Source organism: Campylobacter sp. RM5063 (assembly GCF_024723655.1).
Lineage (GTDB): Bacteria > Campylobacterota > Campylobacteria > Campylobacterales > Campylobacteraceae > Campylobacter_D > Campylobacter_D lari_D.
Genome location: NZ_JANQDA010000006.1, coordinates 1 through 20,559 on the forward strand (window position 1 = coordinate 1; position 20,559 = coordinate 20,559).

The following is a 20,559-nucleotide window of genomic DNA, read 5'->3' on the forward strand; positions in this document are numbered from 1 at the left end:
GAAAATGATAAATTTGTTTTAGAGATATTATAAAGCTTATAAAAAGTAATTTTTAAGTAAAATTACTTTTTACTTTCAAAAGATTATTATCAAAAAGAGTATTTATGGCAAGCAAACAACTTTCACTCAAACATCTTAGTATGCCTATATTGCTTGAAATGTTTTTAAGATATTTTTCTTTGATTATCAACACCGTGATGGTTTCGCAGTATTCTAACTTTTTAGTTGGAGCCATGGGTGCGGGTAATCAAGTAGCAGATTTATTTATCATTATTTTTAGTTTTTTAAGTGTGGGTTGTAGTGTAGTGATCGCTCAAGCTTTAGGGGCTAAAGATTACACTCTAGCAAGAAAGGCAATTTATCAAAGTCTATTTTTAAACGCCTTGCTTGGTTTTGTGTGCGGAAGTTTGATTTTATGGTATGGAGAGTTTTTACTCTATCTTTTACAAATTCCAAATGAACTTTTAAAGAATAGTGAAATTTACTTGCATATGCTTGGAATTTGTTTGTTTTTTGATGCTATGGGTATAGTTTTGGCTGCTATTATTAGGGTGTATAATATGGCTTATTGGGTTATGTTTACTACCTTATTGATGAATGTTGTGATATTTATAGGAAATTTTTATGTATTACATTTTACAAAGTTAGAGCTTTTTGGGGTAGGGCTTAGTAATATACTTGGGCGTTTGGTAGCCTTTGGTATGCTTGTAGCAATACTTAGTTTTAAACTCAAAATTCATCTTAAAATTAAAGAGATGATAAGCCTTGAAAAAGTGGTACTTAAAAAGATTTTTAATATCGGTGGTTTTGCAGCAGGAGAGCATTTGATATGGTTTATACAATACACCATAGCTTTTGCTTTTGTAGCAAGTTTAGGTAAAGAAAACTTAAGTGTTCAAACGATTTATTTTCAAATTTCTTTGCTTATCATGCTAGTAGGGCAAGCCATAAGCGTGGCAAATGAAATTATCATAGGTAAATTAGTCGGCGCAAAATACTTAAATGTAGCCTATAAACATACTTGGATAGCTTTATATTTTAGCGTGGTAGCAAGTGCTTTTGTAGCTTTGCTTAATTATGTTTTGCAAGATTTTACCATGGGTGTGGTAAAGCTTGAAGAAAGTTTAAAAGAACTTATGATACCACTTTTTACTCTTTCAATTTTCTTAGAAATCTCAAGAACTTTTAATATAGTCATGGTGAATTCGCTAAGAGCAAGTGGTGATGCGAGATTTCCGTTTTTAAGTGGAGTGGTGTTTATGCTTGGGGTTTCTTTACCGGTTGGTTATGTGCTTTGTTTTTATGCTGGACTTGGAATTTTAGGAGTTTGGATAGGTTTTTGTGCAGATGAGTTTTTGCGCGGTATAGTAAATTCATATAGATGGAAAAGTAAAAAATGGCAAGGCAAAGCACTAGTATAAAAGGAATTTTAGAATTTAAAGAATTTCGTTTTGCTTTTGAAAAGAAAAAACTTAAATATCTAAGACTTAGGATAGACAGGGATTTAAATTTCAAACTTAGCATACCGCTATATTATGAGCAAAGAGATGTTTTAAGATTTTTAGAAAAAAATGAAAGTTGGATTAGAGCCAAAGAAAAAGAACTTTCTTTAAAAAGAGTAGTTTTAGCAAGTGATGAATTGTATTTTTTAGGTAAAAAATACAAGCTAGTTTTTAACGAAAATCATAAAAAAGTTCTTATAAAAAAAGATAAAATTTTTGCAAAAAATCAAAAGTCCTTAGATCTTTTCTTAAGGCGTAGTGCTAGGGTGATTTTTGAGTATTTTATAAAAAAATGGCAATTTATCCACAAGAGAAAAGTACAAAGAATTTGCATTAAAGAAATGATTTCAAGATGGGGTTCTTGTAATCATCAAAAAGCATACATAAACTTAAATTTAAAACTCATGCAAAAACCTATAAAAGCTATAGAATATGTGATTTTGCATGAACTTACACATTTAATCTACCCACATCATCAAAAAGAATTTTATGATTTTTTATATAAATTTATGCCTGATTATAAAGCAAGAGAAGTTTTTCTAAAAAGTCTTATTTTTTAAGTATATTTTTAAGCTTTCCTTAGAATTAAAATTGTTATATTTATATTTTTAAAAATTTAATTTTAAGGTTTTAAACTTGCTTTTAGAAATTACTTTTGATTATAAATCTAAAAATGATATTTTTGAGTATTTGTTAGCTTATTATGCTAAAGATTATGTGTATGATTATGAGCAAAAAGATGAAAAAATCATCATTAAGATTAAAGGCGAAAAAGATGAAATTCAAGCCTTTTGTTCTAATTTAGAAAATATTAGCCATAGTGTTTTTTTAAACAAATTTGACTTAAAAGTTATAGAAGAAGATTTTACACCCATAAAAAAAGAAAAAACCTTTACTCAAAGAAGTTTTTTAACAAGACTTAATGCAAATGCTTATACTAATGGCGAGCTTTTAGAAAATGAATGGGGTATTTTTGTAGAAGAAGAATTTAAAATAGAAGAAGAATTTATAAAAATCACTAAAGAAAATTTCTACGATAATTTAAAAAAAGCCTTGGAAAAATTAAAAAACAAAGAAAAAATGCATTTTAAAAGTCCAAAAGGAATATATGCTTTTGAAATTTTTAATGAAGCATTGGATGATTTTTTAATACCTTGTGACCCAAAACATATCAATGCATTTTTTTCTTGTAATAACGAGCAATTTAAAATCTTAGCAGGGGTTGAAAAGCCTCTAATGAAACTTAAATTTAATGCTATTTTTAGACAAAATCATCAATTAAATCATGAATATTTTAAAATAAAAATATATGATAATCTTTTCTTGTTTGCTTTATGTTTTGAACTTGAAAAAGAAGGAATTAAGTTTTTAAATTTTAAAAAGCTAGAACATTTTGAAGATGATTTTGAAGTAGCTTTAATCGAAAATGAGCTAGTAGTTTGCAGGGGTTATGATTATATTTTACCTGAGTTTAAAAATTTGATTTTTCAAAAAGAAGATAAAAATTTTGCAAGAATTTCTTGTATATTGTCTGATTTTAAAGACAAAAAGCCTTTGCTTTTAGAACTTAGCAAAAGAAATGATGATATTATTTTACTTGATAAAGAAATCAATCTTTTAAAACTAAATTTACCAAAAAGCTTTGATGAGTTTTATGAAACTATAAGTCAAGATGATGTTGCTAAGAGATTATTAGCTAATTATGAAAAAGAATTTATTCTTGTGCGAAAAGAACTAAACATGGCTAATAATTTTTTTAATCTTTTTGGCATGGTAGGGATGATTTTAGAGCTTGGTAAAGACGAGAAAAAAGCAGCATTAGCACTTTTGGCCTTAGCAGATGAGAGTAAAATGGCAAAAGGTGTTAGAATAGACTTTAAGCTTAATGAGCAAAAAGAATTTGATTATACTAAGACCTTAAGAAGCGTAATGAGTTTTAAGCTTGCTGGAGTAGAAAATCAAATCATAGCCTTAGGCGTTGTTGAGAGTTTGGCGTATTTTTTAAGAGATTTATTTGATGATTTAAAGGCTAAAGAGCAAGTTGATTGTGCCGTGCTTAGTGGGAGCTTGTTTGAACATAAAAGCCTTAGTAAAAATGTATTTAAACACATACCATTTTTTAAGTTAAGCGATGTCCCACTTTGGATATGAAATTCATATTAAAGGGTTAGTGCAAGGCGTTGGCTTTCGTCCTTTTGTTTTTAATATAGCTAAAGAGCTTAATTTAAAAGGTGAAGTTTATAATAATAGCTTAGGTGTTGTTATAATCCTTGAGTGTAGCAATGATGAATTGGAAATTTTTAAAGAAAAACTTTTTGCTAATTTACCACCTTTAGCTAGGATAGATGATTTTAATTTTTCTTATAAAAAACTTCAAAAAACTTATAATGAATTTAGTATAAGTGCTTCACAAGATAGTGAAAAATTTAGCCCGATTTTAAGTGATTTTGCTCTTTGTGAGGATTGTTATAATGAATTTTATGATGAGAAAAATCCGCGTTTTAAATATCCATTCATCACTTGTACAAATTGTGGACCAAGATTTTCTATTATAAAAAAACTCCCATATGATAGAGTTAATACGACTATGGATGAGTTTAAAATGTGTTCTTTTTGTCAAAGCGAGTATGAAGATCCTACTAATCGTCGTTTTCATGCCCAACCACTCTCATGCCCAAAATGTAAAATTACTATTTTTTTAAAAGATAAAAATCAAAATATTTTAGCCAAAGATGAAAAAGCTTTTATCTTGCTTGCAAAGCTTTTAGAAGAAGGTAAAATCATAGCTTTTAAAGGTATGGGTGGGTTTCATTTAATTTGTGATAGCACAAATGAAAATGCTATAAATGAACTTAGAATACGCAAAAATCGCCCTAAAAAGCCTTTTGCTATCATGGTAAAAGATCTTAAAATGGCTCAAGAATTAGCTTTTATTAATGAAGCTGAAGCAAAACTTTTAACTTCAAATTTAAAACCCATAGTTATTTTAAATAGCAAAAATATCCATAAAAGCTTAGCACCAGATACCAATAAAATAGGTATTATGTTAGCTTATATGGGAACGCATTTAATGCTTTTTGAACATTTTAAAAAACCTATCATTGCAACAAGTGCTAATTTAAGTTCACAAAGCATTATTTATGAAGAAACAAAACTTTTAGAGCAACTTAGTGATGTATTTGATTTTTATCTTGATTATGATAGAACAATACACAACTCAAGCGATGATAGCATTGCTCAAGTTATTAGCGAAAAAACTATGTTTTTAAGGACTTCAAGAGGCCTTAACCCACTTTATATCAATACAGCAAGTATTTTTAATACAAAAGAAAATATTTTAGCTCTAGGAAGTGAGTTAAAAAACGAATTTGCTTGTTTTTTTAAAAATCAAATTTTCATTTCTCCTTATATAGGCGATATGAAAAGTTTAGACATACAAGAGAGATTTTTTAAAATTTTAACTTTCTTTCAAAACTCTTATAAACTAAATTTTGATCAGATTTTAAGCGATAAGCACCCGCAATTTAACTATGTAAAAGAATTTAGAGATTATAAAAATTTTCGCGTGCAACATCACTATGCACATTTGTGTGCTTGTTTATTTGAACACAAAATTTACAAAAATAATGTTTTAGCCTTTGTTTTTGATGGAACAGGTTATGGAGATGATGGAAAAATTTGGGGTGGGGAGATTTTTAGAGCGAGTTTAAAAAGCTATGAAAGGCTAAATCATTTTAAAAATTTCAAACTAATTAATGCAGATATTAAAAATATCGCAAATTTAGCTTTAGCTTTAATTTTTGATTTTAATTTAGAAAGCAAAGCTAGCGAGTTTTTAGCTAAATTTTCTCAAGTAAAATTAAATAATCTTAAAAAAATTCACACTCAAAGCTCTTTATATACGAGTTCTCTTGGTAGGATTATCGATGCTTTTGGCGCTTTTGCTTTTGATATACAAAAGCTTGATTATGAAGCACAAACTGGGCTTTTGATGGAAAAATATTATGATAAAAATTTTGATTATAGTTACAAATTTGACATCAAAGAAAAAGAAATTTGCTTTAAAAATGCTTTTTTGCAAGCTTTAGAAGATAAAGATAAAGTTAAAATTAGCACAGGTTTGCTTAATGGCATTGCAAATTTAATTATAGAATATTCAAAAGATTTTAAAGAAGAAGTGCTTTTATGTGGTGGGGTATTTCAAAATAAAACCTTGCTTGAAATTTTAGATCGAAAAAATTTTGCTTATAAAACTTCTTTGCAATTTCCTTGCAATGATAGTTCTATCGCACTTGGGCAACTTGTGCATTATTTATCTTTAAAAACTTAATAAAACTCATATTTTTTTAATACTTTTTTATATACAATAAAATAAAAATATAAAGGAAAGATTATGTGTAAAGATTGCGGTTGTTCTATTAATGGACATGAACATCATCATGATCACCATCATGAAAATCCAGCATTAAAAGATGAAAAAACTATTAATGTTATTAGTAAAATTTTATCAAAAAATGATCATCAAGCAGCTCATAATAGAGAGCATTTTAATGAGTATAATACTCTTTGTATTAATTTAATGAGTTCCCCAGGAAGCGGTAAAACAACGCTTTTAGAAGAAACTATAAAAACTTTAAAAGATGATTTAAAAATAGCTGTGGTTGAAGGAGATTTAGAAACTAATAATGATGCAAATCGCATTATTAAAGCAGGAGGCTTAGCTCATCAAATTACTACAGGACAAACTTGTCATTTAGATGCTTTTATGGTGCATGAAGCTTTACATCATTTTAAACTTAGTGAACTTGATATAGTATTTGTTGAAAATGTGGGAAATTTAGTATGTCCTGCAAGTTATGATTTGGGCGAGCATTTAAATGTAGTTTTACTTTCAGTAACAGAAGGTAGTGATAAGGTAGAAAAATATCCAGTGATGTTTAGAAAGGCTGATTTATTGGTCATTACTAAAGCCGATTTGGCTCAACATTTTGACTTTGATTTCAAAGCAGCTTCTATGGCAGCTAAAAGGCTAAATCCTAAAATAGATATTATGATTTTAGATAGTAAAACAAAAACAGGATTTGATCTTTGGATAAATTATCTAAAAATGAAAAAGGAGCTTAACTAATGTGTCTTTCTATACCTTCTAAAATTTTAGAAATTGATGAGCTAAATTCAGCCATAGTAGAAACTTTAGGGGTTAAAAGAAGAGTAAGTTTGGATTTAATAAGCGAGCCTTTAAAAGTAGGCGATTATGTGCTTATACATGTGGGTTTTGCTATGGAAAAAATCGACACTCAAGCTGCACAAGAGAGTTTAAAAATTTATGCTGATATAGCAGAGAAAATGCAAAATGGACAAATCGATGAAAATGAAGGCGATATGGGGCTAAAAAATGGATTTAATTAATGATTTTAGAAATAAAGAAAGAATTTTAACCTTAAAAGAACTTATTGCTTCTAAAATTACTAAGCCTATTAATATCATGGAAATTTGCGGTGGACATACGCATAGTATTATGAAATTTGGTTTGCCTGATTTATTGCCAAAAGAAATTAATTTTGTTCATGGCCCAGGCTGTCCTGTGTGTGTTATGCCTAGAGAGCGTATTGATGTAGCTTTAAAGCTTGCAAGTATGCCAAATACTATCTTTTGTGTATTAGGTGACATGCTTAAAGTGCCAGGAAGTTATGAAAGCTTAATTGATCTTAGAGCTAAAGGGGCTGATATTAGAGCACTTTATACACCTTTGGATGTGATAGATATAGCTTTAAAAAACCCTGAAAAAAATATAATCTTTTTTACCATAGGTTTTGAGACAACTACACCTATGAGTGGGGTGATTATAGAAAAAGGTATAGCTTTAAATTTAAAAAATTTATTTTTTCATATTAATCATGTATTAGTTCCACCTGCGGTAGAAGCTATCATGCAAGATGAAAATGTAAAAATTGACGCCTTTTTAGGGCCTTCCCATGTAAGCGTTATCACAGGATCAAACATTTATGAACCTATTGCTAAAAAATACAAAACTCCTATAGCAGTGAGTGGTTTTGAGCCAGTTGATATAATGCTTAGTGTGTTAAATATAGTAGAGCAAATGAATGCAAATACTTTTGAAGTTTATAATGAATATCACAGAGTAGTTAGCAAAGAAGGAAATTTAAAAGCTAAGGCTTTAGTGGAAAAATACTTTAAACCTTGTGATTTTGAATTTAGAGGTCTTGGAGTGATTGTAAATGGCGGGCTTTGTCTAAAAGATGAATTTGCACACTTAGATGCTAGCAAAGTGTTTGATTGTAAAGTACAAAGTAAAAACGAAAGCAAGGCTTGTATTTGTGGTCAAATTTTAAGAGGCTTAGCTAAGCCTTACGATTGTAAGGTGTTTGCAAAAGCTTGCACTCCAAAAAATCCCATAGGTAGCTGTATGGTTTCTAGTGAAGGAGCTTGTGCGGCTTATTATAAATACTATCAAGATAAGGCATAAAATGAAGCAAATTACTTTAGCCCATGGTGGCGGTGGCGAAGAAATGAATGCTTTGATAAGTGAAATTTTTTCTATTTTTGAAAATGATGTTTTAAAAGAAGCAAATGACGCTGCTATTTTAGATGATTTGGCTTTTAGTACTGATTCTTTTGTATTAAATCCTATCTTTTTAAAAGATATAAATATAGGAAAATTAGCAGTTTGTGGTAGCGTAAATGATGTATTAATGGTGGGAGCAACACCACTATATTTATCATTAGCTTTAATTTTAGAAGAGGGTTTTGAGCTAGAAAAGTTAAAAATTATACTAAAATCTATAAAAGAAGAATGCGATAAAGCGGGAGTAAAGCTAGTTTGTGGGGATACTAAAGTTGTTTCTAAAAATAAAGGCGATGAAATATACATTAATACTTCATGTATAGGTAAAAATATACAAAAAATCAATACCAAAAACTTAAAAAGTGGTTGTAGTATCTTAGTTTCAAGGGATATTGGAGCTCATGGTTGTGCGGTTTTGGTTGAAAGAAATAATTTAGAGGCAAATATCCAAAGTGATTGTAAAAGCTTAAAAGATGAAGTTTTAACACTTTTAAATGCAAATATTTCCATAAAAGCAATGCGTGATGCTACGCGTGGTGGGCTTAGTGCAGTTTTAAATGAATGGACTAAACTAAGTAATTTAGAGCTTTTAATATTTGAAGAAAAAATCCCAGTTTGTGATGAAGTTTTAGGGGTTTGTGAGCTTTTTGGGTATGAGCCTTATGAGCTTGCAAATGAAGGAACTTTTATTATTTGTGTAGATAAAAAAGATGAACAAAAAGCATTAGAAATTTTAAAACAATTTAATACTAATGCAGCTATTATAGGTGAAATCACAGCTAATAAAAAAGCAAGAGTGGTTTTAGAAAATGCTTATGGAGCAAAACGCATTTTAGAAGCTCCAAAAGGCGAACTTTTACCAAGAATTTGCTAATGCATGAGTTAAGTATTACAGAATCTTTGCTAGAACTTTGTGAAGAATATGCTCAAGGAAAAGTTGTTGAAGAAGTGCATGTTAAAATAGGGCGTTTAAGTGGGGTTGAACCTCCACTTTTGCAAAGAAGCTTTGAAACTTTTAAAGAAAATAGCCCCTTATGTAAAAATGCTAAATTTATTATGCATATTCAAGAAGTAGTAGTTGAGTGTCAAAAATGCCATTTTAGTGGAGTACTTGAAAATAATATCTTTTGGTGCCCAAAATGCGAAGATAAAGATTTAAAAATCATAGATGGGGAAGAGCTTTATCTTATGCAGCTTGTTTTAAAAGAAAATGAGGATTTGGAAAATAATGACAAATAAGGAAATTATCTTAGGTGCGGGTTGTTTTTGGTGTACTCAAGCTGTGTTTGATGAAATCAAAGGCGTAGTTTATACAGAAGTAGGTTATAGCGGTGGTAAGCCAAATCCAAATTATGAAAGCGTGATAAATGGCGATGGGAATATAGAAGTAGCTAAGATAATTTATGATGAAAAACAAATTTCATTAGAAAAAATCTTAGAAATTTTTCTCAAAATGCACGATCCAGCAAGCTTAGATAAACAAGGAGCTGATGAGGGGATACAATATAGATCAGTTATTTTTTATCAAACTAATGAGGAGTTAAAAATTATTAGCAATTTTTTACAAAAAGCACAAAAATATTACACTAAAGACATAGTTACACAAGTTTTAAAACTAGAAAAATTTTATAAGGCTGAAAACTATCATCAAAAATATTTTAAAAATAATCCTAGCCAAGCTTATTGTAGATTTGTTATTGCTCCAAAATTAGAAAAGGTTAATTGCTAATATTGTTTTTAAGTATTTTTGCAGTTAGATTTAAAAGCCTTTTGCAGGCTTTTAAAATTTAGTGGCAACCACAACCACCACATCCACAACTTTGACTAAAGAAATTTTCTAAAGCTTGCATATTAGGAAGTTCTGTTACTTCATTTACTAATTCTTTATAAGCAACTACGCCATCTTTAATTACAAACACCGCTCTAGCTAAAATTCCCTCAAGCGGACCATCAGCCATTAAAACACCATATTTTTCACCAAATTCTTTATAAACAAAATCACTCGCAACAGTTAAATTATCTATACCTTCAGTTGAGCAAAAACGACCCATAGCAAATGGTAAGTCCATGCTAACTACGATTACTTCTACACCGCTTGCTGCTGCTTTTTTATTAAATTCTCTAGCTTCAGTTGCACATACTGGAGTATCAAGGCTTGGTACGCTGATAATAATTTGAGTTTTACCTTTTGGAGCAATTTCAACACCTGAAAGATCTTTGGCTTTTAAAGTGATATTTGGAGCTATGTCGCCAACTTGGATGTTGTTTCCTTTTAAATTTACTTTATTTCCTTTGAATAATACACTATTCATTTTTTCTCCTTGAATGATTTTTATTAATCATAATATAAAAAGATTAATAAAGTCTTATTTTTATTCTTCTTTGCACATACCTGCTTCGATTAGAAAACACGAGGGTTGATAATTGCTTTTTTTAATCTTATCATATTTTGCATAGCTTAAGTATAAAGTATCTTTAGCTCTAGTTACAGCTACATAAAAAAGCCTTCTTTCTTCTTCTAAACTTCCGCCCATGCTCATGAGTTTTTGGTTGGGAAATCTTCCTTGTGCAAGATCAATTATAAATACAAGTTCAAACTCAAGCCCCTTACTAGCATGTATGCTTAAAAGATTAACCCCACTACCACTACTCATTTCACTAGCACCAAGAGTAAGAAAGTTATAGTATTTATAATTATCACTATAATTTTTAGCAAGTTCTTTTAATACAAACATTTTCGCGTTGATTTTTTCTAAAATTTCATTTTTTTTATTTAAATCAACATTGGAATTTTTATTAGTCGCTCTTTTAGTTGCCAAAATATCACAAATTTCTTTAAAATAATCATTTTCTAAAATCAAATCTACAAGCTGGGTCGAGATTTTACACTCACTTGCTTTTTTAATAAAAAGATAAATTTTTTCAAGATTTTTTGCACAAAGCTCGTTGATTTTGGGTAAGCTTAAAATAGGGTGGGTGTTAAATTCGCTTTCTAAGTTAAATCTTGAAGGCGAGGCTAGCTCCTCAATATCATCAAAAAGTCCTAGTTGGTAACTTTGTTTTTTGTATTTTTTTAAATTTACGCTACTATCAGGATTTAAAAAGCCTTTAATTAAACTAGAATGTCCTAATTTTAATAAAGCATCAAAAATATCTTTTGCCAAAACCCCACCAACTCCTTTGGTGTATTCAAGTAAATGTATAAAAGCCATGATATCTTTTGGATTAAGCACGATTGCAAGCATAGAGCAAAAGTTTTTAACTTCCAAGCTTTCAAAAAAACTTCCTCCACCTTTTCTTTTGCTTGCTATGCCAAGTTCTCTTAAGGCTACTTCTACTCCATCTGCACTAGAATTGTTTCTAAAAATCACAGCAATTTCATCAAGATTAACCCCGCTTTGTAAGATTATTTTTGCTATGGTAGAGTATTGATCAAATAATTCATTAAAAGTTAGCAAACTTGGCGCTTTAAAATCTCCTTCTCTAGTTACAATTAATTCTTTAGGATATAATCTTTCATTGTTTAAAATAACCTTATTAGCTAACGCAAGTATATTTTTACTAGAACGATAGTTTTTATTTAAAGTAAAAATATTTGCATCGACAAATCTATCTTTAAAACTTCCTATAATAGAAATATCAGCCCCATTAAAAGCATAAATACTTTGATCATAATCACCCACACAAAACAAACTTTTACTTTTAAAAGCATCAATTAACGAGCCTTGCAAGGTGTTAGTATCTTGGTATTCATCTACTAAAATCTCATCAAATTCAAAATGATGTGAAGCTAAAACATGTTTTAATTTGATCAATAAATCATTAAAATCCACATAGTTAAAACGCATTTTTTCTTCTTCGTATTCTTTTAAAATATCTTCATAAATTTCAGCATAAACAGCTTGTTCATCATAATTTTGACAAAACCAATTATAAAATTCATCTAAGTTTGCATTAGTATTTTGAAATAAAGAATACACATCATACAAATAGCTTGGCATATAAGGTTTAGTATCGCTTAAATGATGAAAAGTACGTTTTTCAAAAATAGAACGCAAAAGAATTTTAAGCTCACTCGCAGGTTTTAAAATAATATCGTGATTTAACTCTTTAAGTAGAGAATAAGCAGTACTATGAAAGGTTCCAGCTGTGATTTTTGAAGTAATGCTTTTATCAAAATACCTACTAAGTCTTTCTATCATCTCTTTACTAGCTTTGTTTGTAAAGGTTAGAAGCATAATTTTTTCAGGCTTTATACCATTTTGAAGTAAAAAGGCTATTCTTGCAACTATAGTTGAAGTTTTACCCGTGCCTGCACTTGCTATAATTAGATTGTGTCCAAAAGGAGCACTAGCGGCTTTATATTGTTCTTCATTTAAACGCGATAAAGGCATGAATTTCCTAGTTTAAAATTATATTTTGTATATCATTAAAATAAAAATGATTAACACCATCTTTATATTCATAATAAAGCGTGAGTTTATGAGAATCTAAAATAGTCTTAACAATGTATAATCCAAGTCCAAAACTATCTTTATTTTTCTTGCCTTGCGTAAAGGCTTGAGTGTAGTATTTCAAGTCTTTATCTAAGGCTTTTCCTTTGTTTTTAAAGCAAAGATAATCTTTAGTTATTTCTATAGTAACGCAATTTTCATCAGAGTATTTTGTCGCATTATCTATCATGTTTTTCATTGCAGTGGTAAAAAGTTTAAAATCTACATTGACACTAAAACTTTCTTTTATACTAATTTTTACCTTTTCATCATCACTCATAGCTATATCTTTAGCTTCATCTAAAAGATCTAAGATATTGTATTTTTTTAAATTAATCAAACCAGCACCCGAAGTAATTTGCTCAATGGCTGCAAATTCATTAATCAAAATCTCTAAACGATTAAAAGCACCCACTAATCTTTCTTTATATTTGCTATCTTCAAGCATTTCTAAAGTAATTAAACCTTTAGTAATGGGGGTTTTTAGCTCATGCATAATATTTCTTAAGAAAAACTGCCTTGAAGTGTTTAGTTTTTGAATTCTTAAAATAGACTCATAAAAGGCTGTTGCTACTTGAGAAATTTCATCATTTCCCTTGCTAACATTTTGAATTTCATTGAGTTTATTTTCGCCAAATTTATCAATTTGTCTTTTTAAAGCTCTAAGTGGTTTTAATTTTTTAATGATAAAAATATATAAAATCAATAAAACCATTACTACTATACTAGCAATAAGCTTGATCACAAAATAACGATAACCTTGATATTCTAAATCTTTATATAAATAAAGCTTACCATCAAAGATGATTTTTAAATACACATTATCTTCTAAAGTAATGATTTCAACTACACCTGTACTAGTTTGAGCCCGTGCTATAGTTTCAGCTTTATAGATGATTTGTCTTATGGCTGATGGAGTTGTTAATTCTATCATTTTGTAATTTTTTGTTTGCTCATAAAATTCTCTTTCACTAATCACATGATTAAAATATAATAATCTTGCATTAGCTATAAAAGAATATTTTGCATTAAGCTCATTAGTGTAATTTTGTTGATCATATTTTATAAGCCATAAAAAAGCTAAAATTACACTAACGCTTGCAAGTAAAAAAACAAAGGTTATAGTATAAAAAATTGATGATTTATTCATTGAGTTAATTTATACCCTATGCCTCTGATTGAATGAATGTATTTTGGAGTTTTAGGATCATCTCCGATTTTTTGTCTGATTCTACTAATGATTACATCTATACTTTTATTACTAGAATCTTCACTAATAGAGCTACAATTATACACAAGCTCTTCGCGGCTTACCACTCCACCTTCTTTTTTAATTAAATAACTCAAAATATCAAATTCAGCATTAGTAAAGCTAATTTCTTGATCTTTCATAGTGATAGTATGTTTATATTTATCATATACAAGATCTTTTTTAACTTGAGCTTGAGCAGTTTTTGTGTTTGAAATTCTTCTTAAATGACTTTTAATTCTTGCTTGAAGTTCTTGAGGATTATATGGTTTTGGTAAATAATCATCTGCACCCAAATCAAGTGCTGCAACCTTATCGCTAATATCATGCCTTGCACTTGAAATGATAATAGGTGTATCATATTTTTTACGAATTTCCTCGCATACTTCAAGTCCATCAAGTCCAGGTAAGCTTAAATCCAAAATGATTAAATCATAAGGATTTAAAGCAAGTCTTGAAAGACCTATATAAGGCTCATGAGCAATATCTACTTTCATATCAAATTGCTCTAAATATTCAGCTATAATCTCTGCTAATTCTAAATCATCTTCTATCATTAAAATATTTGTCATTTTTTTCCTTTCTTAAAAAAGTAAAGCTCTTACAAATCCGCCTCTATTAATCCAAATTTTAACATACTCTTTACCTTTATTTAATTCTAAAGCCTTAGATAATTCTTTAAAATTTGAAATTTCATACTGATCAACACCTATAATAATATCACCTTGCTCAAAACCTATTTTTTCAGCTTTTGATTTTGGAGTAACTTCGGTAATTAAAATACCACTAATACTTTCAGGTATGCGGTATTGCTGTCTATTCTTAGAGTCAAGTTCCACTAATTTTAGACCATCAATATAACCTTTTTCATATTGTAGCGACTTTTCATCTGTTTTTAACATAAATTTAGCTGTTTTGACTTTATTATCTCTTTCATAAGTTACTTCTACTGCTTGTTTTGGATCAATACTTCCTATGTAGTTTTTTAAATCCATAGGGCTTTTAATCACAGTTTTATCTACTTTTATAATCAAATCTCCTCTTTTTAACCCTGCATTATAAGCTGCTGAATCTTTTTGTACTTCAGTAATTAAAGCACCTTCTTGATTAGTATAGGCTTTTTTAATATCTTGAGTTAAAGCTCCTATGACTACGCCTAAATATCCTCTTTCAATTTTTCCATGCTCAATAAGTTTTTGTGCAATAGATTTTGCCATATTAGAAGGGATTGCAAAACCTATGCCATTATTTCCACCACTTCTTGAAAGTATGGCTGAATTTATCCCAACTAAAGCTCCTCTACTATCTACCAAAGCTCCGCCTGAATTTCCAGGATTAATAGAAGCATCAGTTTGGATGAAATTTTCATATTGATTTAGACCTATATTGTTTTTATTTAAGGCCGAAATAATCCCACTTGTAACACTACTTCCAACACCAAAAGGATTACCCAAAGCAAACACTACATCACCTTCTAGTAATTTATCTGAATCAGCAAAAACTACTGCGGGTAAGTTTTTTGCTTCTATTTTTATCACTGCTAAATCTGTTTTAGGATCAGCACCGATTAATTTAGCTTTATATTCAGTGCTAGAATCAGGTAAATTTACAGTGATTTTTTCAGCATCTTCTATAACATGATTATTTGTTATAATATAACCATCGCTTGAAATAATTACACCAGAACCTAATGAGCTTACAACTTCTTTATTTTTTTTATTTTTTGGAGCTTGTGGGAAATCAAAACCAAAAAATTGTCTAAAATAAGGGTCATTGAAAAAATCATCAATTCCAAATGAACTACTTTGAACAGTTTTAGAAGTTGAGATATTTACAACTGAATTTTTAACTTTTTGTATGGAATCATGATAAGAAAGTATAGTATTTTGATTATCAGTTGGTAAAGTTCTTTTTACATTATCATCTGCTTGTTTAAAATCAATACTAGCACTAAAAAGACTAGTTGCCAATGCCAAAGAAAGAATCATAGTTTTTTTCATGTTTTATCCTTTGTAAAATCATTTAATGCAAGTATAAAATTTTATTTTTACACAATTGTAAATAAAACCTTTAGTTTTAAAACTTATAAAAGTTGATTGACTAAGACTAAAGTTTTTGATATAATCTTATAAAAAATTAAGGAATAATAAAAATGAGTAATAGTTTATATGAAACACTAGGAGTTTCGCAAAACGCTAGTGCAGATGAGATAAAAAAAGCTTATAGAAAATTAGCAAGACAATATCATCCCGATATTAACAAAGAAAATGGTGCTGAGGAAAAATTTAAAGAAATTAACGCCGCTTATGAAATTTTAAGTGATGAGAAAAAAAGAGCTCAGTATGATAGATATGGCGATTCTATGTTTGGTGGGCAAAGTTTTCATGATTTTTCAAGAAATGCAGGTGGAGCTGACATCAATGATATTTTAAAAAATATTTTTGGCGGAGGCTTTGGAGGATTTAGTGGCGGTTTTAGTTCTAGTAATAATTTTAGAAGTGGCTTTGGGGGATTTGGAGGATTTGAAGAAGATTTAGACTTGCAAGCAAGTGTTAAAATTCCTTTTGAAAAAGGAATTTTAGGTGGTGAGCATTTGGTAAATATAAATAACGAGCAAGTTAAAATCAAAATTCCACATGGCATAAAAGATGGCGAAAAGCTACGCATACGAGGTAAAGGAAAAAGCTTTCAAGGGCAAAGAGGGGATTTGATTTTAAAAGTTGAACTTGAACAAAGCGATGAATATGAAAGAGAAGATGATGATTTGTACAAAAAGGTTGAAATTAGCTTGAAAACAGCGCTTTTTGGAGATAAAATCAGTGTGCATACCCCAAGAAAAGAAGTTAAAATTACCATACCGCCAAATTCTAAAAACAATCAAAAAATTAGACTTAAAGGTTATGGAGTGCAAAACAGAAAAACAGATCTTTATGGGGATATGTATTTAATTTTGAATGTAAAAATACCTGATATTAATAGCCTTGATCCTGAATTTGTAAAAATTTTAGAAGAAAAATTACCTTGAAAGGAGTAAGTAATGGAGCATAGTTATGATGAACCGGTGTATCTTATAAGTGTTGTTGCAAAAGTTTTAAGTATACACCCACAAACTCTAAGACAATACGAAAAAGAAGGTTTAGTTGAGCCAAGTAGAACCGATGGTAAAATGAGGCTTTATTCTCAAAAAGATATAGATAGAATCAAAATGATTTTACGCTTAACAAGAGATCTTGGGGTTAATTTAGCTGGTGTTGATGTGATTTTAAAACTAAAAACAAAAATTGATGAGTTTGAAAACACTATTGAAGAGTTAAGATTAGAACTTGATAGAAGAGATAATCCTTCAAAATCAAGAGCAGTAGTTAAACATAGAAGTAATTTTGATTTAATTTTTTTAGAAAAAATAAAATAATAAAAACATTACAAAAGGTTGGTGAGTGGATGCTTTTATAACTTTATTTTTAACTGCAGTAGCAGTTGCTGTCATACTTAATGTCATACTTAAAAAATTTGGTATTCCAACTATTATAGGTTATATAGCTACAGGTTTATTTGTGCGTGAATTTTATGGTTTTAGCACTAATGAATTTGTTATACATGTAGCTGAATTTGGCATAGTTTTTTTAATGTTTACTATAGGGCTTGAATTTTCATTTAAACATCTTTTGGCAATGAAAAAAGAAGTATTTTTAAATGGAAGTTTGCAAATGCTAACTTGTGGTTTGGTTTGTACTTTACTTGTAACTTATATTTTAGGTATAGCAAGCCATATCGCAATGATAGCAGGTTTTGCTCTAGCCTTATCTTCCACTGCTATAGTTTTAAAAATACTTAACGATAATGGCGATATCAACGAAGAATATGGCCGAAAAGCTTTAGGAATTTTACTTTTTCAAGATATTGCTGTGATACCACTGCTATTAATGATTGATATATTTAGTTCTCAAAATGCTGATATTTCAAAACTTTTACTTACAACTTTAGTCAGTGCTGTGATTTTACTTGTTTTGCTTTATTTTATAGGCAAATACCTTTTTACTTATGTTTTAAAATTCATCATTAAAACTAACGCAAATGAAATTTTCATCGCCACCATACTTTTTACTGTAATAGGAGCAAGTTTTTTGGCTCATTCTTTTGGCTTTTCATACTCACTTGGAGCATTCATAGCTGGAGCTTTGATAGCTGAAACTAAATATAAACATAAAATAGAAGCAGATTTGGTTCCTTTTAGAGATTTGCTTTTAGGATTTTTCTTTATCAGTGTTGGTTTGCAAATTGATTTTCATATAGTTTTTGAAAATTGGTTTTTGATTTTTGTTTTTGTAAGCTTGGTTTTATTGATAAAATTTGTAGTAATCTACGGTCTTTTAATCCTTTATACAAGAAAAAGAGTAGCGTTAAAAACTGCTTTGAGTATTTCTCAAATTGGAGAATTTGCGCTAGCAGTATTTTCGCTAATGCAAGTAAATTCACTTATAGATGAAAAAACAGCACAAATTTTTATTATAGTTTCTATCGTCACTATGGTTGCAACGCCTTTTATTTTAAATAATCTTAGAAAAATAGCCAACGCAGCCGAAGGTGAGCAAAATGATATGGCTAAATTTTATTTATGTGATCAAAAAATGAAAGATCATTTTATCATTTTTGGTTATACAAGATTAGGTCAAGAAGTGGTGCAAAAGATCAAAAAAACAGGTATTCCATATTTGGTTTTAGAAAGTGATTTAAATTTAGTTGAACTTGGCCGCAGTAGAAATGAAAATATCTTTTTTGCAAATGTAGCCCAAGTAGAAACATTAAAAGTAGCAAATATAGAAGAATGCTCAGTTGCTATTATAACTATAAGTAATGAAGCTAAGCTTGATATGCTCTATCAAGTGCTTTCTAGCTTTAACAAACCCATACAAACGGTTTTAAAAACAAGTGGTACAGGTGCTAAGATCATTTTCCCACATACTGATAAACATTTACACATTGTAGATGCTGAAGCTTCAATAGCAAGAAATTTAGTACAAGAAGCATTACAATGTAGAATCAATACAAGTGCAGCAGAATGAAAAATGATGAAAAAGCTTTAAGGGTAAAATATGTAAGAACTTTAGAAAAATTTACTAATTCTGCTGTGAGTGCTTTAAAAAGAGAAGATTTTGATTTAACTCTTTTTAGAGAAAGAATGCAAAAAAATGCTAAAATCTTTGAGAAAATTCAAGCGGTGTTTTTAGATTCTACTTATACTAAGGCTTTGGAGATTTTTGTAAATGAGTGTTTAGATGAAAGTTTAGACCAAAAAACCTTAGCTTCAAAAGCCAATGCCTTATATAAGCTAAAAAATAATCAAAGTTATAAAAAAGACAAACATAAAATTAAATTTAAGGATGAATATTGATAAATGTAATTTTTGATATGGATGGCACGCTTATAGATAGTGCTAATGCTATAATATGTGCGGTAAATGAAATAAGAGCGGATTTAAATTTAGAACCTTTAAAAAGAGAGTTTATTTTAGATACTATCAATACTCCTGGGCAAAATTATGCTAAGATTTTTTACGGGGTTGATACTTACTCACATACTAGCTTTAAAGAAGGTTATGAGAAGTATTTTATTAAGCATTATGATCAAAGCGTGGTGCTTTTTGATGGTGTGCTTGAGGTTTTAGAATTTTGCAAAAAAAATGATTGCTATTTAGCTATAGCCACAAATGCACCTCAAGAAAGCTTGATACCTATTTTAAAAAAACAAAACATTCTTTCATATTTTGATAAAATACTAGGTGTTAGTTATGGTATAGAAGCTAAGCCTGATCCTATGATGCTAAGATTAATCGCAGATGAAGCAAAATATGAAAAAAGTATTTTCATAGGCGATAGCTTAAAAGATAGACTTTGTGCTAAAAATGCTAAGATGGATTATATACATATTTCTTGGCAAAAAGAAATTAAAGACTTAGATGAAGCTAACGATAAAACTACTTTAATAGAAAAAATTCAAACTTATATAAAAGGTTAAAAATGGATATTTTTGATGAAATGTTTGCAAAAAGCCCTAAAGAAAAATTTATTGAAACAATAAAATATGCAAATTTAGGTGCATTAGAAAATGTTTTAGAAAAATTATTAGCCGATCATATCGCTATGATAGAGCTTTTAGAAAAAAATAATTTAAATGAAAATGATGTAGCACAATTTCAAATGGAAAATTCACTCTTAATAGATGAGAGAAAAAATGATTTTTATATAGGCTTAAGTGCTGAAATTTTAGGGCATGAGGGTTGATTTTGCGTTTATTTTTATCTTTATTTTTGATGTTTAATTTTTTAAAAGCTGAAGTATTTTTTGATTATACTTATAAATTTACCTTAAGTAAAGATGAAAAAGCAAGTGTAAAAATAAAAGAAATTGATTATCCTGATGAGATTTATTATTTTGACTTTTCATGGACTTTATTTGATCAAACTAATATCATCGTTCATTCAAGGTATAAAAAATACCCTAGGCAATTTGTGATGTCTTTAAGAAGAAATTTAAATTGGGTAGATCAAACTTTAGTGCCTGATTATAAAAATCCACACATAGATAGAGCAAGATTAATACTTGAATTTAGTGATTTTAAAAAAGGTGAGGCTATTTTCACTATCTACATAGAAGATAGAGATAAAAGATTAGAAGTGGAATTTTTAGATCCTAGAAAAGTCACTCTTAATCAAAACTAAAGTAAAATTTA

22 protein-coding genes are annotated in these 20,559 nt (G+C 29.1%); 17 read left to right on the top strand and 5 right to left on the bottom strand.

Translation table 11 applies throughout. From position 1 onward, the window contains the following. The first annotated feature begins 104 nt into the window (after window positions 1-104). From CAMP5063_RS03130 to msrA, 10 genes are all read left to right on the top strand, one after another. Window positions 105-1,421, top strand: a complete 1,317-nt coding sequence (locus CAMP5063_RS03130; protein ID WP_337194804.1) for an MATE family efflux transporter — start codon at window positions 105-107, stop codon at window positions 1,419-1,421. Further along, window positions 1,397-2,062, top strand: coding sequence for a M48 family metallopeptidase (locus CAMP5063_RS03135; RefSeq protein ID WP_337194805.1), 666 nt, complete (start codon window positions 1,397-1,399; stop codon window positions 2,060-2,062). The genes CAMP5063_RS03130 and CAMP5063_RS03135 overlap by 25 nt, the downstream gene beginning before the upstream one ends. A 76-nt stretch (window positions 2,063-2,138) precedes the next feature. Further along, entirely contained in the window at window positions 2,139-3,653 is a 1,515-nt protein-coding gene (locus tag CAMP5063_RS03140; protein WP_337194806.1) for a hypothetical protein, read from the top strand. Then, a complete protein-coding gene (gene hypF, locus CAMP5063_RS03145; RefSeq protein ID WP_337194807.1) occupies window positions 3,634-5,832 on the top strand; it encodes a carbamoyltransferase HypF in 2,199 nt (732 codons plus the stop codon). Before CAMP5063_RS03140 ends, hypF begins: the two co-directional genes overlap by 20 nt. A 63-nt stretch (window positions 5,833-5,895) precedes the next feature. After that, window positions 5,896-6,630 carry a hydrogenase nickel incorporation protein HypB gene (gene hypB / locus CAMP5063_RS03150; protein WP_039628341.1) on the top strand — a complete coding sequence of 245 codons (735 nt, stop codon included), beginning with the start codon at window positions 5,896-5,898 and terminating at the stop codon, window positions 6,628-6,630. Then, on the top strand, window positions 6,630-6,911 hold the full coding sequence (locus CAMP5063_RS03155; RefSeq protein ID WP_012661500.1) for a HypC/HybG/HupF family hydrogenase formation chaperone: 282 nt from the start codon (window positions 6,630-6,632) through the stop codon (window positions 6,909-6,911). The genes hypB and CAMP5063_RS03155 overlap by 1 nt, the downstream gene beginning before the upstream one ends. Next, window positions 6,898-7,989, top strand: coding sequence for a hydrogenase formation protein HypD (gene hypD / locus CAMP5063_RS03160; RefSeq protein WP_133318873.1), 1,092 nt, complete (start codon window positions 6,898-6,900; stop codon window positions 7,987-7,989). The genes CAMP5063_RS03155 and hypD overlap by 14 nt, the downstream gene beginning before the upstream one ends. A 1-nt stretch (window position 7,990) precedes the next feature. Next, a complete protein-coding gene (gene hypE, locus CAMP5063_RS03165) occupies window positions 7,991-8,962 on the top strand; it encodes a hydrogenase expression/formation protein HypE (protein WP_337194808.1) in 972 nt (323 codons plus the stop codon). Further along, window positions 8,962-9,327: a hydrogenase maturation nickel metallochaperone HypA/HybF gene (locus tag CAMP5063_RS03170; protein WP_337194809.1), complete on the top strand. Its 366-nt coding sequence runs from the start codon at window positions 8,962-8,964 to the stop codon at window positions 9,325-9,327. Before hypE ends, CAMP5063_RS03170 begins: the two co-directional genes overlap by 1 nt. Next, on the top strand, window positions 9,317-9,817 hold the full coding sequence (gene msrA / locus CAMP5063_RS03175) for a peptide-methionine (S)-S-oxide reductase MsrA (RefSeq protein ID WP_337194810.1): 501 nt from the start codon (window positions 9,317-9,319) through the stop codon (window positions 9,815-9,817). Before CAMP5063_RS03170 ends, msrA begins: the two co-directional genes overlap by 11 nt. 58 nt (window positions 9,818-9,875) lie before the next feature. Here msrA and tpx read toward each other — a convergent pair whose 3' ends face one another. Genes tpx through CAMP5063_RS03200 form a run of 5 tightly spaced genes read right to left on the bottom strand, consistent with a single transcriptional unit; the run spans window position 9,876 to window position 15,830 of the window. After that, a complete protein-coding gene (gene tpx, locus CAMP5063_RS03180; RefSeq protein ID WP_337194811.1) occupies window positions 9,876-10,400 on the bottom strand; it encodes a thiol peroxidase in 525 nt (174 codons plus the stop codon). 60 nt (window positions 10,401-10,460) lie between these two features. Further along, complete coding sequence (locus tag CAMP5063_RS03185) at window positions 10,461-12,482, bottom strand: ATP-dependent helicase (protein ID WP_263666537.1); 2,022 nt, start codon at window positions 12,480-12,482, stop codon at window positions 10,461-10,463. A gap of 7 nt (window positions 12,483-12,489) precedes the next feature. Beyond that, window positions 12,490-13,731 carry an ArsS family sensor histidine kinase gene (locus tag CAMP5063_RS03190; protein WP_133318879.1) on the bottom strand — a complete coding sequence of 414 codons (1,242 nt, stop codon included), beginning with the start codon at window positions 13,729-13,731 and terminating at the stop codon, window positions 12,490-12,492. Continuing rightward, window positions 13,728-14,402, bottom strand: a complete 675-nt coding sequence (locus tag CAMP5063_RS03195; RefSeq protein ID WP_039626094.1) for a response regulator transcription factor — start codon at window positions 14,400-14,402, stop codon at window positions 13,728-13,730. The genes CAMP5063_RS03190 and CAMP5063_RS03195 overlap by 4 nt, the downstream gene beginning before the upstream one ends. A gap of 12 nt (window positions 14,403-14,414) precedes the next feature. Beyond that, complete coding sequence (locus CAMP5063_RS03200) at window positions 14,415-15,830, bottom strand: DegQ family serine endoprotease (protein WP_133318880.1); 1,416 nt, start codon at window positions 15,828-15,830, stop codon at window positions 14,415-14,417. 152 nt (window positions 15,831-15,982) lie between these two features. On the opposite strand from CAMP5063_RS03200, the gene CAMP5063_RS03205 reads away from it, so the two are divergent. Genes CAMP5063_RS03205 through CAMP5063_RS03235 form a run of 7 tightly spaced genes read left to right on the top strand, consistent with a single transcriptional unit; the run spans window position 15,983 to window position 20,548 of the window. Next, window positions 15,983-16,855 carry a DnaJ C-terminal domain-containing protein gene (locus tag CAMP5063_RS03205; protein WP_133318881.1) on the top strand — a complete coding sequence of 291 codons (873 nt, stop codon included), beginning with the start codon at window positions 15,983-15,985 and terminating at the stop codon, window positions 16,853-16,855. A 12-nt stretch (window positions 16,856-16,867) separates the two neighbouring features. Beyond that, entirely contained in the window at window positions 16,868-17,242 is a 375-nt protein-coding gene (locus CAMP5063_RS03210; protein ID WP_039668403.1) for a heat shock protein transcriptional repressor HspR, read from the top strand. A gap of 25 nt (window positions 17,243-17,267) precedes the next feature. Then, complete coding sequence (locus CAMP5063_RS03215) at window positions 17,268-18,893, top strand: cation:proton antiporter (protein ID WP_133318882.1); 1,626 nt, start codon at window positions 17,268-17,270, stop codon at window positions 18,891-18,893. Beyond that, the gene (locus CAMP5063_RS03220) at window positions 18,890-19,222 is read left to right on the top strand and encodes a hypothetical protein (protein ID WP_337194812.1); all 333 of its coding nucleotides are present in this window, start codon (window positions 18,890-18,892) and stop codon (window positions 19,220-19,222) included. The genes CAMP5063_RS03215 and CAMP5063_RS03220 overlap by 4 nt, the downstream gene beginning before the upstream one ends. Further along, complete coding sequence (locus CAMP5063_RS03225) at window positions 19,219-19,845, top strand: HAD family hydrolase (RefSeq protein WP_337194813.1); 627 nt, start codon at window positions 19,219-19,221, stop codon at window positions 19,843-19,845. Before CAMP5063_RS03220 ends, CAMP5063_RS03225 begins: the two co-directional genes overlap by 4 nt. A 2-nt stretch (window positions 19,846-19,847) precedes the next feature. Further along, a complete protein-coding gene (locus CAMP5063_RS03230) occupies window positions 19,848-20,111 on the top strand; it encodes a DUF2018 family protein (RefSeq protein ID WP_258107334.1) in 264 nt (87 codons plus the stop codon). A gap of 29 nt (window positions 20,112-20,140) precedes the next feature. Continuing rightward, window positions 20,141-20,548, top strand: a complete 408-nt coding sequence (locus tag CAMP5063_RS03235) for an exporting protein (protein WP_133318977.1) — start codon at window positions 20,141-20,143, stop codon at window positions 20,546-20,548. Window positions 20,549-20,559 lie beyond the last annotated feature (11 nt).